Below are 15,926 nucleotides of genomic sequence, written 5' to 3' on the forward strand. Positions count from 1 at the left end.
AGCCGAAGCCGCCATAGCGGGTGAGCATGATCTTGAGAAAGACATCCTGCGACAGCAGCAGTCGATCGCCGAAACCCTTGTCGACAAGGGCGGCGATGGCGCGGGCGTTTTCCTCGTCGGAGGGTGACTGGGCATCCTGGTCGGCGTAATAATAGTCCATGCCGATCATGTCATATTCCAGAAAGGCGCCGCGTCTGGCGAGTGCCATCTGGTAATCAAGATCGCTGTGGCTCGGATTCATGTGGCAGAGCACGGTATGCGTCGGATCGGCTCCCTCCTCCTCCACCACGTCGAGCACGCGGTGCGCCAGGCGCTCCCAACCCGGCAGGTGGATGGAGAGCGGCAGGCCGGTGATGCGCGCCGCCCGCGCCGAGGCGCGCAGCGATTTTTCTTCCTCGGCCGTGAAATGGCGGCTGACACCGATCTCGCCGATGATGCCCGCCATGATCTCCGGCTGGTTCTCGCCGCCGCCGACATCATCGACGATGAACTGCGTCACCTCCTCGACATCCATGGCCTTCAGCCATTCGGGATGGGTGTGTTCGAGGTAGAAGCCGGTGCCCATGATGATGCGAAGCCCCGACATGCGGGCGATGCGGGCAAGGCCCGCCGCATCGCGGCCGATGCCGAAATTCGTCGTCTCCACCACGGTGCAGCCGCCGAGCGCCTGGAAGCGCTTCAGTTCGCTGAGCGCGAGGTCTCCGTCATCGAGCGAGACATTGTCCCGGTTCATGTAGGGGTTCATGCGCAACTCGCCGATGATGCCGATGTCAACCTTCTGCTCGGCGATCGCCTTCTCGTCGGGATGGCACGGGCAGATCCAGCTTGTCGCACCGTCGAGGAAGATATGCTCGTGCATCAGCGTCACGCCGAGATCGTCCACCGGCACGGGACCGGTGACGGTCATGGCGGCGCCGGAGGTGACGCCGATCGCATGGCGCGTCTTCGGCTCCTCGGCAAAGAGATGGTCGAGCATGTCAGCGCCCCTTCGCCCCGCCCTTGAACAGGCGGAAATTGAGCCAGATCGCGACCAGGATGATGAAACCGGTGACGATGGGCGTGAAGAAGGGCGACAGGTGCGACAGGATGAGGCCGTTCGCCAGAACCGCGACGGTGAGCGCCCCGAGAATCGTGCCGACCAGCGAACCGCGCCCGCCAAAAAGGCTGGTGCCGCCAAGCACCACGGCCGCGATGACGTCGAGCTCGAACCCCTGTCCCGCATTCGAGGAGCCGGAGCCGAGGCGGGCCGACAGGATGACGCCCGCCGCGGCCGCCGCCGTGCCCGACAGGATGTAAACCCAAAGGATGACTTTTCGCGTGTTGACGCCGGCGCGTCGCGTCGCTTCCGCATTGGCGCCGACGCCGGTGACATAGCGGCCGAAATGGGTTTCGTTGAAGGCGACATAGGCGGCGAGAAGCACGACGATGGCGATGAGCGCGGGGGCGGGAATGCCAAACACCCAGGCCCGGCCGATCGTCACGAACGGACTCGTCGGCTCGATGGGGATCGAATAGCCGCCGGTGATGAGCAACGCGAAACCACGGATGACCGAGAGGCCTGCCAGCGTCACGATAAAGGCGGGGATGCGCTCATAGGCGATGAAATAGCCCTGGATCAGCCCCACCACGCCGCCGAGCACCAGCATCAGCAGGATGGCGAGCGGCCAGGGAGTGCCGGCTTGCAGAGCGGCCGCCGAAAGGGTGGCGGTGAGCGCGAGAACCGAGCCGACCGAAAGATCGATGCCGCCCGTGGTGATGACGAAGGTCATCGCGGCGGCGACAATCAAGAGCGGCGCGGACTGGCGGACGATATTGAGCAGGTTCGGCGCCGTCAGGAAGGCGTCCGTCGTCACCGCGAAGAAGAAGCAGCAGACGATGAAGAACAGCGCGATCGACATCACGCCGCCATTCGCGGTGATTTTGTCGAGCACGGTCGCCTCGCGCAGGCGCGGCGGGTGGCTGGAATAGGCGTTGGGCTCGGAACTCATGCGGAAGCACCTCGTTCCTGTTGCTGGCTGGCCTGACGGTGGCCGGCGGAACGGGCGGCGAATTTTCGCCCGACGATGAGATTGACGACGTCCTCGATATTGGTGTCCTCGATGCGCCGTTCGGCAACGTTTCGGCCTTCATACATCACCTGGATGCGATCACAGACGAGGAAGAGATCCTGCAAACGATGGGTGATGAGAATGACGGAAACGCCACGCCGGGAGACCGCGCGGATCAGTTCGAGCACCGCCTCCACCTCCGCGACCGCGAGCGCCGCCGTGGGCTCGTCCATGATGAGCACGGAGGGATCGAAGGACGCTGCGCGGCCGATCGCGATTGACTGCCGCTGGCCGCCGGAGAGGTTTTCCACCTTCATCCATGTATCGGGAATGACGATGCCGAGATTGGAGAGCATGTCGCGCGCCCGCTCGTGCATCACCTTCTTGTCGAGCATCGGCACACCGGCCAGATGCCGTTTCGGCTCGCGGCCGAGGAACAGATTGCCGGCAACGTCGATCGTGTCGCAGAGCGCGAGGTCCTGATAGACCATCTCGATGCGCGCGGCCCGTGCCTCCGCCGGAGAGGTGAAGGACACCGGCCTGCCGTCGATTTCGATCGTGCCTGAATCCGGGATCACGGCGCCCGAAAGCACCTTGCTGATGGTGGATTTTCCCGCGCCATTGTCGCCCACCAGCCCGAGTACTTCGCCCGGCATGAGGTTGAGCGAGGCGTTGTCGAGCGACTGCAGGGCGCCGTAGCGCTTGGATATGCCGGTCATCCGGACGCGGCTGACTTGCGTATCGGTCATGTTCAGTGCCCTTCCCAAAAAACACGCTGCCCGGCTTTTCGCCGGGCAACGACGGTCGGCTTACTTGAACATAGCGCGATAGGCGTCGACATTCTCCTTGGTGACGATCGTCACCGGCACGTTGATGATCGGCTCGATCGTCTCGCCCTTCTTCACCTTGACAAGTGCCTCGACGGCAGCCTTGCCTTCACCGGCCGGATCCTGCTGGATGACGGCCGTGACGAAGCCCTGATCGATGCCGTCGATGGCCGACTTGGTCAGGTCCCAGCCGAAGACCTTGATACTGTCGCCGCGGCCCTGGCTGGCGACGGCGGAAGCGGCGCCGAGCAGCGCGGGCTCGCCGGTGGCATAGAGTGCGGTCATGTCGGGATTGGCGGTCATCAGGTTTTCGGCAGCCGAAAGTGCCACGTCCTGCACGTTCTGGCCGTCGACGGTGTCGAGGAATTCGACCTTCTGGCCGCCTTCGGTCACCGCCGCCTTGAAGCCGTCGAGGCGCTGGTTCTGGATGAAGGAGTTGAGCGCGCCGACAACGCCGACCTTGGCGGTTCCGCCCATGTCGCTCTTCACGTAGTCGGAGAAGAACTTTCCGATCTCACCGCCCGCCGCGGTGTTGTCGACGCCGACGAAGGCGATATTGTCGCCTTCCGGAATCTGCGCATCGATGGCGATGACCGGAATGCCCGCATTCTTGGCCGCGGTGATCGCCGGCTTTACGCCATTGACGTCGATCGCGACGAGAATGATGCCATCGACCTTCTGGGTGATGTAGGTCTCGATTGCATCGTTCTGCGCGGACGGCACGTTGTTGGCGTTGAAGATGACGAGGTCGACGCCAGCGGCCTTCGCCGCCGCATTGGCGCCGTCGTTGATCTGGTTGAAGAACAGCGCCTGCTGGTTGATGGTCACGAGTGCGAATGTATCGGCGAAGGCATTGGCCGCGCTGATCAGCGTCAGCGTGGCCGCCGCAGCGCAGCCGAGAAGATATTTGGTCCGACCCATTTTGACGTTCCCCTTGCTTGAAGCCGCTGGCGGCCACAGGAATTTACGAGGAGCATTATTCAAGTAACTTGAATTAATGTCAAGTTACTTGAATTTCCCGTCAACGGAAATCGACGTTTTGGCCTTTCGATAACGATATCAGAAGGTTGGCGGCGTATTGACCCAAAAGATCGAGGCGCGCTCCTCCCCGACATTGCGATACCAGTGAGGAAGTTCGGAATTGAACACGAAACTGTCGCCGGCGGAAAGCCGAAAGGTTTTGTCGCCGATCATCAGCTCGATTTCGCCGACCAGCAGATAGCCGACCTCCTCCCCCACATGGTGGATCGGCCCGGCGCTCTGGCCGCCCGCATCGATGTGGTGGATGTTGCACTGGAGCAGATGGCCAGTCGAATAGGGAATGATGCGCTCGAGCGAGATGCCCTCGCCGCGGCGCAGCGGATCAAGCGTAATGAGAGGGCGGGTGCCGGCGCGAAACACCACGCCTTCCTCGCCATCGGTCTCCTCGAACATCCAGCCGATGTTGGAATCGAGCGCGCGCACCAGCCGGTGCAGCATGGGAAGCGAGGGCGAGGCCTTGCCGTTCTCGATCTTTGACAAAAGACTTTCCGAGCAATCGGCGGCCAGCGCCAGCGCCTTCAGTGTCAACCCCCGCGTCTGGCGGGCAAGCTTCAAGCGCGCGCCGAGCCGCACCGGATTCGACTGGATTCTGTCCTCGCGGCCGCTCTCAGGCGGCGAAGGCGGCTTGACCATATTCATGTGTGAGCGTCGCATTGATCGGGATCGTGATCATAAGTCCTTGAGATGACGACTGTCCAGACGCAACCCCGAGGGCGTCGTGCGGGTGAGCCTGCGCAAAGACGCCCGCCGTCAGCACGGCTTTGCCCGCCGAACGCGATCTCCGGCTTGGTACGGGATACGCGCGACAGCTCGGAAACATCGCACCATCAAACCGCCGGGTCGACCAGCCTCGAGTTTCGTAGACACACCGTTCCGCACCTGTCTGTCATTTCGAACGCGTTGGCGGACTTCGTCGAGCGGCCGATCGACCCCTTTAATCTGGTCAACAGGGGAATTCATTGCCTCGGCAATAGGGCTTCAACGTCTCGACCAGGGCGCCAAGATTCTCCTTCAGGAAGTAGCCCGCGACATTCTTCTCGTAGGCGGACTTTCGGTCGGTCTCATATCCCGAGGTGGTTAGCATGAAGACGATGCTTTTCTTGAACTCGGCATCATCGCGCAATTCCTCGAGCAGCGTGATGCCGTCCATCCGCGGCATGTTGATGTCCAGCAGAATGAGGCATGGCTGCGGCAGCTTCGGACGACCGTGGCTGCCCCGAAGCATGTCGAGAGCCTCCTCGCCGTCGCAGGCGCTGTGCGTCGGATTGGCGAAGTCTGCCCGCCGGAAGGCGCGTCTCACGGCTTCCGTGTCGATTTCGTTGTCTTCGACAATGAGCACGTCGATGAGCCCGTCCGTCATTTCGCTTCATATCCTCCGTGTCCGGGTGCCGCCTTGGGCCACGTAAAACAGAATCGGGCTCCCTTTCCGGGCTCCGATTCCACGGTGATGCGGCCACCATGCGCGTCAATGTACTTCTTGATCAGCGCCAGACCCATTCCGCTTCCGTCTTTTTCTGATTGTGGTTTCAGCGTTTGAAACATCTCGAAGATTTTTTGATGGTATTTTGGATCGATGCCCGGTCCGTCGTCCTCGACGGTGAAGGCGAATCGCTCGCCGAGATCGAAAACGCCGATATCGACCCGGCCGCCGCAGCCGCCACGATGTTTGACGGCATTGTGAATCAGATTGTGGAAAATCTGCTGAAGCGGCATGCGCGGAAGCGGAATCCCGTTGAATCGTTCGTCGACGTTCACGACGAAGTCAGCCGGAGGGTCGACCAGATTGACAACGTCCTGAACGAGTGCGACGCCGTCGACGTGTTGGTCGCCGGCTGCCCCACCGCGCGGGTCGATCCTGGCGTAGTCGAGAATATCCTGGAGGAGCCTTTCCATCCGACGGGTCTGGCCACGCAATTTCCGCAGGTGTTCTGCGCTTTGCTCGGGCAATATCCCGGCGGTGTCCTGGTCGATCCACTCCGCCAGGACATCGATGGAACGCAACGGGGAACGCAGATCGTGGGCCGTGGCATAGGCAAACCGTTCAAGGTCCCGGTTCGACCGCAAGAGCCTTTCGACGAGGATCGCTCGGTCGGCCGCCACCTTCCGACGCTCGGCAATCAGCTGCTCTACCTTGACCGTGAATTCCTCCGCGGAGAACGGCTTTGCAATATAGTCGCGAACGCCTTCCCGAAGAAGCTCCATCTTCAGCGGATCGTCCATCTTCGCGGTCAGCATCAGGATGGGGATATCTTTCGTGACCGGGTCGTCCAGCAATGTCCGCGCCATCTCGTCGCCTGTCATAACCGGCATCATGACGTCGGTGACGATGAGGTCCGGGATAAGCTGGCGGGCGGCGTCGAGCCCCGCGCCGCCGTCGACCGCCGTTTCCACACGATAGCGTCCCGCAAGCAGGCCAGCGACATGGCTGCGCATGTCCGCGTTGTCGTCGACGACGAGAATGACGGCGCCGGTATCCGGTATTGGCAAATCTGCCGCGTTGCCCGGAATCCTTGCCAATTCATGGCCAAGCGCATCCGGTTCGGAAAACCGTTGCGCCTGATCGTTGTTTTCAGCGACTGCAAATCCAGCAGGCGCGACGAGGGGAAGCGCAACGCTGAAGCGCGCGCCACCTTGCAAGCTGGCCTCGACCCGAACGCTGCCTCGCAACAACGACGTGAATTCCTTGACAATGGCAAGGCCCAACCCGGTTCCGCCCTTCATTCGCCGCTTGCCGGCGTCGAGTTGCCGGAAGCGCTCGAAGACGACACCGCGATCCTCCTCGGGGATGCCCGGACCGGTATCGTCAACATGAAAGGCGGCCTGCTCGCCGACGCGCTCGAGGGAAAGCTGCACCCGGCCGCCTGGAGGGGTGAACTTGAAGGCGTTCGACAGCAAATTGAGCAGGATCCGTTGCAGCTTTTCGACATCAACCTCGATGTCCAGACTGGCTGGCGCAATCGCCTGGAAAGAGATGCCGCGCTCGCGCGCCATGCTCTCGAAGTTCGACACCAGAGTTCTTGAAAACCGTGCGGCATCCAAGCGCGCGTAAATGAGATCAAACTTGCCGGCCTCGAGCTTCGCCACGTCGAGCAGGTCGTTCACCTGCCCAAGCAGGATCAACGCATTTCGTTCGACAATCTCGAGATCACTGCGAGCGGCCAATGACAACGACGCAGTCGAAAGAACCTTTCTGACGGGACCGAGGATAAGGGTGAGCGGCGTGCGCAGTTCATGGCTGACATTGGCGAAAAAGTCGGTCCTGAGCTTGTCGAGATCGCGCAGCTTGCGGTTTGCCTCGGCGACCTCCTGTGCACGCTGGAAAATTTCCAGTTCCATTTTTTGCGCACGACTGCGCAATTCATCGTTCACCTCGATCTGTGCGCTGTCCTTGTGTTTCAGGCCTATGAACTCGGTCACATCCTCGACCCTGTGGATCACATAGGCGACCTTGCCGTATTCATCGAACACGGGCTTGTTGAAGGGGCTCCAGAACCGCGCCTCGAATCCGCTGCCGTCGGCCCTCCTCACGTCATATTTCTGGACAGCCATCGTGTCGCCGGCTCCGGTTTCAAGAACCCGTTGCAGCGATTCTCCGAGATTTCTCGTTCCGGTCGCGGCCGTATCGTCGGGATTGTCCGGGAAGACGTCAAAGATATTGCGACCGATTATTGCGGTCCTGTCCGTCATCGTGGCGCTCAGATAGGCGTCGCTTGCCGCCACGATCACCAGGTGCCTGTCGAGAACCAGATACAGGCCGGGGGCAGACTCGAACAGCATCCGAAAGTCCGGCAGCATGACCTGTCCTCATCGCAATTGCGTTCGGCACGTGTAGCGTGTTCGTGCTTCGGCTATTGTGCCGCAAGTGGTGCGTCGGCGGAAGAACCTTTTGGGCGCCGTTCCGTTAACCGGCAGGTCCGGTGGGGAGCAACGCCGTTCTCCACCACGGCCATCGCCGACGCGCTTTGGCGGTATTCCCGTTTCCCTTGGTTTTCGACTGGTCCAGAAAATGCTGCCGAGCACACGGTCGCTCAGAACGCGCGGCCAGCCAGACGATCGTTCTCAAGTCGCGTCACACAGCCGGAGATCTTGGCCATGAGAATGTCGAGATCAATAGGCTTCGTCAGGTAATCGGCAGCGCCGGCCCTGAGCCCGGCCAGCATGTTCTCCTTGTCCGTCATCGCAGTCAGAAAGATGAAGGGGATATTGGAGAGTTCGGGGTGGTTCAACTGGATGGTGGCGATGAGCTGGTGGCCGTCCATCTCCGGCATGGTGATGTCGCAGATCACGATGTCGGGCCATTTCGCCAGCAGGAGCTCAAGGCCCTCACGACCGTTCGCAGCCTCCAGCGTGGCGAAGCCCGCATCCGCGAGTTCCTCGACGATCAGCTCGCGGATGTCCGCCTCATCGTCGATACACAGAATCGTTATCATTCTTCCGGCACCTCATTCCATTCGAACGGTTTCGATCAGTCGCACACTAGGCGGTTTTGATTGTGTGAAACTGGTCACTGCTACCTTGCGTCGCAGCGATCGGCAGGGCGACCGTAAACGTCGTTCCCTGTCCCCGGCTGCTTGTCACCTCGATCGCCCCGCCGTGCATCTCCACAATCTGCTTGACAAAGTTGAGTCCGATGCCGGTGCCGGCAATGCCGGTCGACGTGCGCGCCCGGAAATACCGCTGGAACATGCGCGGCAGGTCGTCCTGATCGATGCCGATGCCTTCGTCGCGTACCGAGACGTAGGCCCAATCCCTCTCTTGCCAACCGGTGATGTGAACATTCGGTGCATCCGGCGCGTATTTTACGGCATTGGATAGAAGATTGTCGAAAACCTGCTCCAGCGCCGTGCGGTCGGCTGACATCGACGGGGGCAGGCGGTCGAGGTCGCGCAGGAAGCGGTGCGACTTCTTGATCCTTGCCTGGCGGCTGCAGCAGGTTGCAATGATGTCGGAGAGCGAACAGTCACCGTGAGTAATGGTGAGCCGGCCGTGGTCGAGGCGACCGGCAGCGAGGATGCTCTCCATCAGTTCGAGCATGCGCGACACGGAGCTGCGGATCTGGTCAGCCTTGTCCGCCACGAATTCCGGTGTCGCGCCGTCCTTGCGCCGCACGAGGCGCTGAGCCGCGCCATCAATGATGGCGAGCGGCGTGCGGAACTCGTGCGAGGTCATGGCGACGAACTGGCGCTGCAACTCGTTGATCTGACGCTCCTGAGCCAACATCCGTTCGAGCTCCTCAGCTTGGCTGGCGAGCTCCGCGGTGCGGCAACGGACGATTTCCTCAAGGGTGTCGCGGTGCTGCATGAGGTCACGCTCGGCCTTCTTGCGCGCGGTAACGTCGACATAGATGAGAATGCAGCCACCGCCGGGCACCGGCGCCGTGCGCGCCTCAACGACCACCCCGGCGAGCGTCTCACGTTCAAAGCTGTGTTCGAGAAAGAGCCGCGCGTGACGCACCCGGGTCGCCACAAGTTCATCGACGTCGCCGGAGCCATATTCGCCCCTCAACGCATTAAAACGCAGGATGTCGGCGAAGTTGACTCCCGGCGGGAAACGCTCTTCGGGCAAGGCGAGCAGCTCGTAGAACCGCCGATTGGTCATCGAAACCGTGAGATCCGGTTCGATGGCACAGAGGCCGCCGGGGAAATTCTCGACCGTGGCGGCAAGGATATCGAACACCTTGCGCTGTGCTTTGTGGCCAATCGCACGCTGAAGCGGCCCCTTCCGGCTTCCATCCTGCGCCAGGCGCCGGTGGATCACAAGCTCGATATGGCGAGCGATATAGCCCAGCGCCTCATCTTCAGCGGCATCAAAGGGACGCGGGTCCGTCCGATAGAGCCGCAGCACGCCGCATGTCTCTTCCATATCCCGGGTTATGGGAACGGCGGCGGTAAACAGGCCGCTGCGCGGGTCGCGTTCGCCGTAGACGGTGCTTCCACCGCAAGGTACGGTGGTCTCCAGCATCGTCCAGTCAAGATTGTAGCAGCCCGCCAAGGCTGCGGTTTCGCTTGATTGCTCTCGCAGGTAGAGGGCCGCACTGGGCGCCAGCCCGTGAACCGGAACCGTCGCGGCGATACGCAGCATGTCAGGCATGAGCTGGGGAACAAAGCGATCGGAATAACCGATCCTCAGGATGTCCAGCGCGGCGTTGCTCGCCCAGTTCGGCACCAGATGCTGATCGCGTTTCAAAACGTACATCCCGCCTCCCTTCGCCTCCCCTTCGCCTCGCTGCAAACCGCGGCATCGGGGCACTATACTCCTAGTGGAGCTTTAAGAGAGCGTTACACGCGCGCAGGAAACTTCGCGGGTTGACCACCGATCGGAAAGACGTGCGACGGCTCGCGATCCCAGGCCTGAATCAGCAGAGATTCGTCATTCCAGTACCGTGTCGGAACCTCACACATGGCATCCGTCACGTCCGCAAGCGGTTGCAGCCTCGGACCACAGTGGACATGCTCTGCGTGTCGTGGCTGCCAGGCGCGCAGGTGTCGCGCCCGGGCCAGATGGAACGTTCGGCATGGTCAAGGCGTCGCCGCCAGTGCAGCCGCCACCTACCCGCTCCTCAACACCTGGCCGACCACCGCAATCAACCTGTATCCGCCGTCTCCACACATTCCACGGGCCAAACAGCCTCACCCGCCGCCGCCCATGGTGACGGACATGAAGGCCCGAAAGGTTTGAGCCGCTGAAGCTATGGGGCGGGCCCGCGCCCAGGCCAGGCCGACATCCATGCTCGGAACCGGCTCGATCAGCCGGCGAAGTTCGATACGCTGCCCGTCGAGAGACCAGGGACGATAGACCATGTCGGACAGGATCGTTACGCCGACGCCCGCAGCGACCAACGAACGTACAGCCTCGACGGAACTTGTGGTCAGGACGGCGCGGGGCGCCAGTCCGACGGCATCCCAGTAGCGCGAGGCGGTCTTGCTTGCTTCGTCGACGGTCAGCACGATGTAGTCCTCCTGCGCGACGTCGGCCATGCTGATTTCATTTTTCACAAGAAGATGATGATCCGCCGAGAGCCAGAGCCGGCGGCTCGACCGCAGGAGGAGTTCCTGTTCCAGCTCCTCCGAATTGGCGAGATTGGAGACCAGCATCAGCCCGATGTCGAGGTCGCCCTGCACCAACTGCCGCTCGAGTGCCGGGCGAGGCAGTTCCTTTATCTCGACTGTCATCTGGGGATACGTCTTGCGGAAGCGTGCATAATACTTCGACATGAAATAGCCGGCGACCGTGTAGGTCATCCCGATTCTCAACTTGCCGGACGATCCGGCCTGCTCCCGCAGCGGCGTGCGTACCGCAGCCGCGACGGCGCCCGTGATGACACGCGCATGTTCGAGGAAACGCGCGCCCTCCATGGTCAGCCTGACACCCGCATGGGTCCGCTCCAAAAGCCGCACACCAAGCTCCTCCTCAAGCGATTTGATCGCTGTGGTGACTGCCGATTGGGAGATATTGAGATCGACGGCCGCATGGCTTACCTGCCCGCTTTCGGCCGTCGCGATGAAATAATCCAATTGTTTCAATGTGATGGCCATCGCGCTGCGCCCCTCATCCGAATTATCTCTTTTTCTGATATTACATTAAAAAAATTACTATTTCACAAGATGGAAAAGCTGCGACAAGAATTGTGCAACGCCGCAAAGACGGCAGCTTAATTAGGGGTACGAAATCTATGACGGTCACGTTGAACTGTGACATGGGGGAAAGCTTTGGCCTTTATCGGCTTGGTGACGACGCCGGGATGATGCCGCTGATCGACGTCGCGAACGTCGCTTGCGGTTTCCATGCCTCCGATCCCGATCACATGCGCACCACCGTTCGGCGGGCGAAGAAGCATGGCGTCAAGGTCGGAGCACATCCCTCGCTCCCCGATCTCCAGGGTTTCGGCCGGCGAGAGATGAAGATGAGCCGCGACGAGGTCGCCAATTCGGTCATCTATCAGGTCGGCGCATTGCTCGGCTTCCTCATGGCGGAAGGCATGCAGCTCCATCACATCAAGCCGCACGGCAGCCTGTACGGCATGGCCGCCCGGCAGGAAGAGGTCGCGCATGCGATCTGTGATGCCGCCGAAATCTTCGGCGTGCCGTTGTTCGGCATGACCGGCACGATGCACGAAAAGATCTACCAGCAGCGGGGCGTCGCCTTCATTCCGGAATTCTATGCGGACCTCGCCTACGCGCCGGGCGGCTCGCTCATCGTCACGCGCGAGCATGAGGCGATGGACCCCGGCTTGATGGCCGAGCGCTGCGTCCGCGCCCTTCAGGACAAGAAGGGTACGGCAATCGACGGCAGTTTGTTCCCGGTCGGATGCGAAACGATCTGCGTGCATTCCGACACTCCGAACGCCATCGATATTGCCAAGGCCGTCCGGAGCGCGATCGCGCCCTGGCATTGACATCTTCGACCGCCCGAGCGGCGGTTCCATTGCCTGCATCACCTCGCATCGTCGGATTCGGAGATCTCGTCATGACACAGATTCTTTCCCCCCTTCCCGGGACCTTCTATCGCAGCGCGGCACCCGGTCAGCCTCCGCTGAAAGCTGACGGCGACGATGTCGCCATCGGCGACGTGATCGGTCTCGTCGAAGTGATGAAGTCCTTCCACGAGATAAAGTCGGAAATTGCCGGTGCGGGCATCTCCTTCCTGGTCGACAACGAGGATCCGGTCATGGCCGGAGCACCGCTGGCGGAACTCGGCTGATGTTCAAGAAGCTGCTGGTTGCCAATCGCGGCGAGATTGCGGTGCGCGTCATCCGCGCGGCACAGGACCTCGGCATAAGGACAGTCGCTGTCTATTCCACCGCCGATGCCGATGCACTGCATGTCCAGCTCGCCGACGACGCCGTCAACATCGGCCCGCCGGCTGCGAAGAAGTCCTATCTGAACATCGAAGCCTTGCTCGCCGCCGCCCACGACACCGGTTGCGACAGCGTTCATCCCGGCTACGGCTTCCTCGCCGAAAATGCGGAATTTTCGGACGCCGTGACGGCCGCGGGTCTCGTCTTCGTCGGCCCCTCCGGCAATGCGATCCGCCTGATGGGCGACAAGGTTTCGGCGCGCGCAGCCGCCGCTGCCGCCGGCGTTCCCGTCGTTCCGGGATCCGCCGGACGGGTCGAAAGCATCGAGGCGGCGCGCGAGGTGCTGCAGCAGACCGACTTTCCGGTGATGATCAAGGCAGCTGCCGGCGGTGGCGGGCGCGGCATCCGCATCGCCAATTCGCTTGCCGAATTCGAGCAGGCATACCCGCAGGCACAGGCCGAAGCGCTTGCCGCCTTTGCCGACGGCGGCCTCTACATGGAAAAGGTCATCGGCCGTGCCCGCCATATCGAGGTGCAGGTTCTGGCCGACGGGACGAATGCCGTTCATTGCTACGAGCGCGAATGCTCGCTGCAGCGCCGGCGCCAGAAGGTCTGGGAGGAAGCGCCCTCGCGCGCCCTGTCGGATACGTTGCGCGACGAACTCTGCGCGTCGGCGGTGGCGCTTGCAAAGGCCGTCGGCTACTCCGGTGCCGGAACGGTGGAATATCTCTACGACGACGCGGCCGACCGGTTCTACTTCATCGAGATGAACACCCGCATCCAGGTGGAACATCCGGTGACGGAAGCGATTACCGGCATCGACCTCGTGGCGGAAATGCTGCGCATTGCCGGCGGGGAACCGCTGCGGCTTGCCCAGGGCGACATCGCGGTCAAGGGCCACGCCATCGAAGTGCGGCTCAACGCCGAGGACCCGGCCAGGGACTTCGCACCTTTCCCCGGCAAGATCGGCGACCTTCGCATTCCGGGCGGCCCCGGCGTCCGCTTCGATTCCATGATCTACGATGGCTACCAGGTGCCGCCCTTCTACGATTCCCTTCTGGCGAAGCTCATCGTGCATGGCGAGACGCGGGAGGCGGCAATCGTCCGGCTGGCGCGGGCGCTGCGCGAACTCGACATCGCCGGGATGAAAACCACCAAGCCGCTCTTTCTCGCGCTTGCAGCCGATCCTTCGGTGCAGGCGGGAGACGTGCACACCCGCTGGCTGGAAGGCTGGCTTACCGAAAACGCAGCGGCGCTCGCCGGCTGAGAAGGGGAACCGATGTCGATACGCTTCAACTTCGGCGGTGACGAACACATCTTCGGCGAAGTGTCCGAGGAAATGTCTCTCGCCTCATTCTTCACCGGCCTTTCGATGATCAATGCGGTGCGGCAAGCCGCCATCCGCGGTGTCACCGAAACCTGCCCGGCCAATGCCAGCTTCCAGATCCGGTTCGACCCCGACGTCATCGCGCCCCGGGACCTGCTCAAGGAACTGGCCTCGATGGAGGAAGCGGCGTCGAAGTCCGACGCATCGCTGAAAACCCGCATCATCGAGCTTCCCGTCTTTTTCCAGGATCCATGGACGCACGAGACCTGCATGCGCTTCCGCGAGCGCCACCAGGACCCGAGCACGACGGATCTCGGATATTCGGCGCGGATCAACGGTTACGACACGATTGAGGAATTCATCGCCGCCTATTCCGGCCAGCCCTGGTTCGTTTCGATGGTCGGCTTCGTCGCCGGTCTGCCGTGGCTCTACCAGATGGTGGAGCGCAAGAAGCAGATCGAGGCTCCGAAGTACCTGCGTCCCCGCACGGACACGCCGAAGCTCACGGTCGGCCATGGCGGCTGCTTTGCGGCGATCTATTCGGTGCGTGGCGCCGGGGGCTACCAGATGTACGGCGTCACTCCTGCTCCCATCTACGACCCGGCGCGCAAGGTCCGCTACCTGACGGACGAGATGTGCCTCTTCAAGCCGGGCGACATTGTCAAGTTCAAGGCGATCAGCCGCGACGAATACGACGCGACGCTCGAGGAGATCGACGCCAACCGCTGGCAGCCGACGGTTCGCGACTGCACCTTCAGCCTCACCGATTTCAACCGCGACATTTACGGCACCAATGCCCAACTGATGGAGCTTCTCGATGGCCGTTAAGGTAATTACTCCCGGCCTTGCCACTTCGGTCCAGGATCTCGGCCGACCCGGCTGCTATCATGTCGGCATTCCCGAGGGTGGCGGTATGGACCGGTTCGCCACCCGCATCGCCAACCTTCTCGTCGGCAACGACCCCGGAGCCGCCGTGCTCGAGGCCACCTTCATGGGTCCTGAGCTCGAGTTCACCGCACCGGCGGTCATCGCCGTCACCGGTGGCGAGCTGCCGCCCAAGGTCAACGGCGAGGAGCGGCCGACCTGGGAAAGCTTCGCGGTCAACGCAGGCGACCGCCTCTCCTTCGGCTACCTGAAGTCTGGCGCGCGGGCTTATATCGCGATTTCCGGCGGCATCGACGTCCCGGTCGTGCTGGGATCGCGCTCGACCTATGTTCTGGGCGCCCTCGGCGGTTTCGAGGGACGCACGCTGAAGACTGGCGACGAACTGCCGATCGGGGCCGGCATAGGCAAGGCCGGGCGGTCTCTGCCTCCCGGACTTCGCGGAAACGGCGCAGCACCTTCGGAACTGAGAATGCTCCCGGGCATCTACTGGCACCGCATCACGGAAACTGCGGGCAAGCGCTTCTTCGAGGAAACCTGGAAGGTAGCCCCCGAGGCCGACCGCATCGGCTATCGCTTCCGTGGTGGCACGCCGCTGGAATTCATGCCGCGCGAGCAGCCGTTCGGCGCCGGCTCCGATCCGTCCAACATCGTCGATGCCTGTTATCCGTACGGCTCTGTGCAGGTGCCGAGCGGCACGGAGCCGATCGTTCTCCACCGCGACGCGGTGTCCGGCGGCGGCTACATGATGCTCGGTGTGGTCATCTCGGCCGACATGGACCGCATCGCCCAAATGCAGCCGCATACGCCCGCCCGCTTCGTGCCGGTCAGCCTCGAGGATGCCCTCGTCGCGCGCGCCGACCGCCGGGCCGCCCTTGCCAGGGCAGAAGAATACCTGACCGCCTGAGGCGGGCGGGGCAGGTCTCCGGGAGAGGAACCGGAGCAGGGAGGGGTTCGGTCGGCCAAAGCCGGCCCTTCGCCGCGCCAGGGAACAAGATCCGGCG

The 15,926-nt window shown here is 62.3% G+C and carries 15 protein-coding genes; 5 read left to right on the plus strand and 10 right to left on the minus strand.

Annotation, left to right across the window (positions count from 1 at the left end; genetic code table 11):
* From LXM94_RS06370 to LXM94_RS06415, 10 genes are all read right to left on the minus strand, one after another.
* Positions 1 to 976, minus strand: a 976-nt coding sequence (locus tag LXM94_RS06370; RefSeq protein WP_235770325.1) for a phosphotriesterase family protein, incomplete at its 3' end; no start/stop codon positions are given.
* 1 nt (position 977) lies between these two features.
* On the minus strand, positions 978 to 1,988 hold the full coding sequence (locus LXM94_RS06375) for an ABC transporter permease (protein ID WP_408015593.1): 1,011 nt from the start codon (positions 1,986 to 1,988) through the stop codon (positions 978 to 980).
* Complete coding sequence (locus LXM94_RS06380) at positions 1,985 to 2,797, minus strand: ATP-binding cassette domain-containing protein (protein WP_235770326.1); 813 nt, start codon at positions 2,795 to 2,797, stop codon at positions 1,985 to 1,987. The genes LXM94_RS06375 and LXM94_RS06380 overlap by 4 nt, the downstream gene beginning before the upstream one ends.
* A gap of 60 nt (positions 2,798 to 2,857) precedes the next feature.
* Entirely contained in the window at positions 2,858 to 3,796 is a 939-nt protein-coding gene (locus tag LXM94_RS06385; protein ID WP_235770327.1) for an ABC transporter substrate-binding protein, read from the minus strand.
* Positions 3,797 to 3,934: 138 nt separating this feature from the next.
* On the minus strand, positions 3,935 to 4,549 hold the full coding sequence (locus tag LXM94_RS06390; RefSeq protein WP_235770382.1) for a cupin domain-containing protein: 615 nt from the start codon (positions 4,547 to 4,549) through the stop codon (positions 3,935 to 3,937).
* A gap of 310 nt (positions 4,550 to 4,859) precedes the next feature.
* A complete protein-coding gene (locus LXM94_RS06395; RefSeq protein ID WP_235770328.1) occupies positions 4,860 to 5,276 on the minus strand; it encodes a response regulator in 417 nt (138 codons plus the stop codon).
* Positions 5,273 to 7,711, minus strand: coding sequence for a hybrid sensor histidine kinase/response regulator (locus tag LXM94_RS06400; RefSeq protein WP_235770329.1), 2,439 nt, complete (start codon positions 7,709 to 7,711; stop codon positions 5,273 to 5,275). The genes LXM94_RS06395 and LXM94_RS06400 overlap by 4 nt, the downstream gene beginning before the upstream one ends.
* A gap of 233 nt (positions 7,712 to 7,944) precedes the next feature.
* Positions 7,945 to 8,346: a response regulator transcription factor gene (locus LXM94_RS06405; RefSeq protein WP_235770330.1), complete on the minus strand. Its 402-nt coding sequence runs from the start codon at positions 8,344 to 8,346 to the stop codon at positions 7,945 to 7,947.
* Between the two features lie 46 nt (positions 8,347 to 8,392).
* The gene (locus LXM94_RS06410) at positions 8,393 to 10,111 is read right to left on the minus strand and encodes a sensor histidine kinase (protein ID WP_235770331.1); all 1,719 of its coding nucleotides are present in this window, start codon (positions 10,109 to 10,111) and stop codon (positions 8,393 to 8,395) included.
* Positions 10,112 to 10,545: 434 nt separating this feature from the next.
* Complete coding sequence (locus LXM94_RS06415; protein ID WP_235770332.1) at positions 10,546 to 11,451, minus strand: LysR substrate-binding domain-containing protein; 906 nt, start codon at positions 11,449 to 11,451, stop codon at positions 10,546 to 10,548.
* A gap of 161 nt (positions 11,452 to 11,612) precedes the next feature.
* Here LXM94_RS06415 and pxpA point away from each other — a divergent pair, with 161 nt between their 5' ends.
* The 5 genes from pxpA to LXM94_RS06440 all read left to right on the plus strand — a co-directional run bounded on the left by pxpA (position 11,613) and on the right by LXM94_RS06440 (position 15,829).
* Positions 11,613 to 12,311 (plus strand): 5-oxoprolinase subunit PxpA, encoded by a 699-nt coding sequence (gene pxpA / locus LXM94_RS06420; protein WP_329605589.1) that lies wholly within the window; start codon positions 11,613 to 11,615, stop codon positions 12,309 to 12,311.
* 71 nt (positions 12,312 to 12,382) lie between these two features.
* Positions 12,383 to 12,616, plus strand: coding sequence for an acetyl-CoA carboxylase (locus LXM94_RS06425; protein WP_235770334.1), 234 nt, complete (start codon positions 12,383 to 12,385; stop codon positions 12,614 to 12,616).
* Positions 12,616 to 13,980 (plus strand): acetyl-CoA carboxylase biotin carboxylase subunit, encoded by a 1,365-nt coding sequence (locus LXM94_RS06430; RefSeq protein WP_235770335.1) that lies wholly within the window; start codon positions 12,616 to 12,618, stop codon positions 13,978 to 13,980. The genes LXM94_RS06425 and LXM94_RS06430 overlap by 1 nt, the downstream gene beginning before the upstream one ends.
* Before the next feature lie 12 nt (positions 13,981 to 13,992).
* Positions 13,993 to 14,868, plus strand: coding sequence for a 5-oxoprolinase subunit B family protein (locus tag LXM94_RS06435; protein ID WP_235770336.1), 876 nt, complete (start codon positions 13,993 to 13,995; stop codon positions 14,866 to 14,868).
* Positions 14,858 to 15,829 (plus strand): 5-oxoprolinase subunit C family protein, encoded by a 972-nt coding sequence (locus LXM94_RS06440; RefSeq protein WP_235770337.1) that lies wholly within the window; start codon positions 14,858 to 14,860, stop codon positions 15,827 to 15,829. Before LXM94_RS06435 ends, LXM94_RS06440 begins: the two co-directional genes overlap by 11 nt.
* The last annotated feature ends 97 nt before the right edge of the window (positions 15,830 to 15,926 follow it).

Source organism: Rhizobium alarense (genome assembly GCF_021555155.1).
In the GTDB taxonomy this organism is placed as follows: domain Bacteria; phylum Pseudomonadota; class Alphaproteobacteria; order Rhizobiales; family Rhizobiaceae; genus Rhizobium_D; species Rhizobium_D alarense.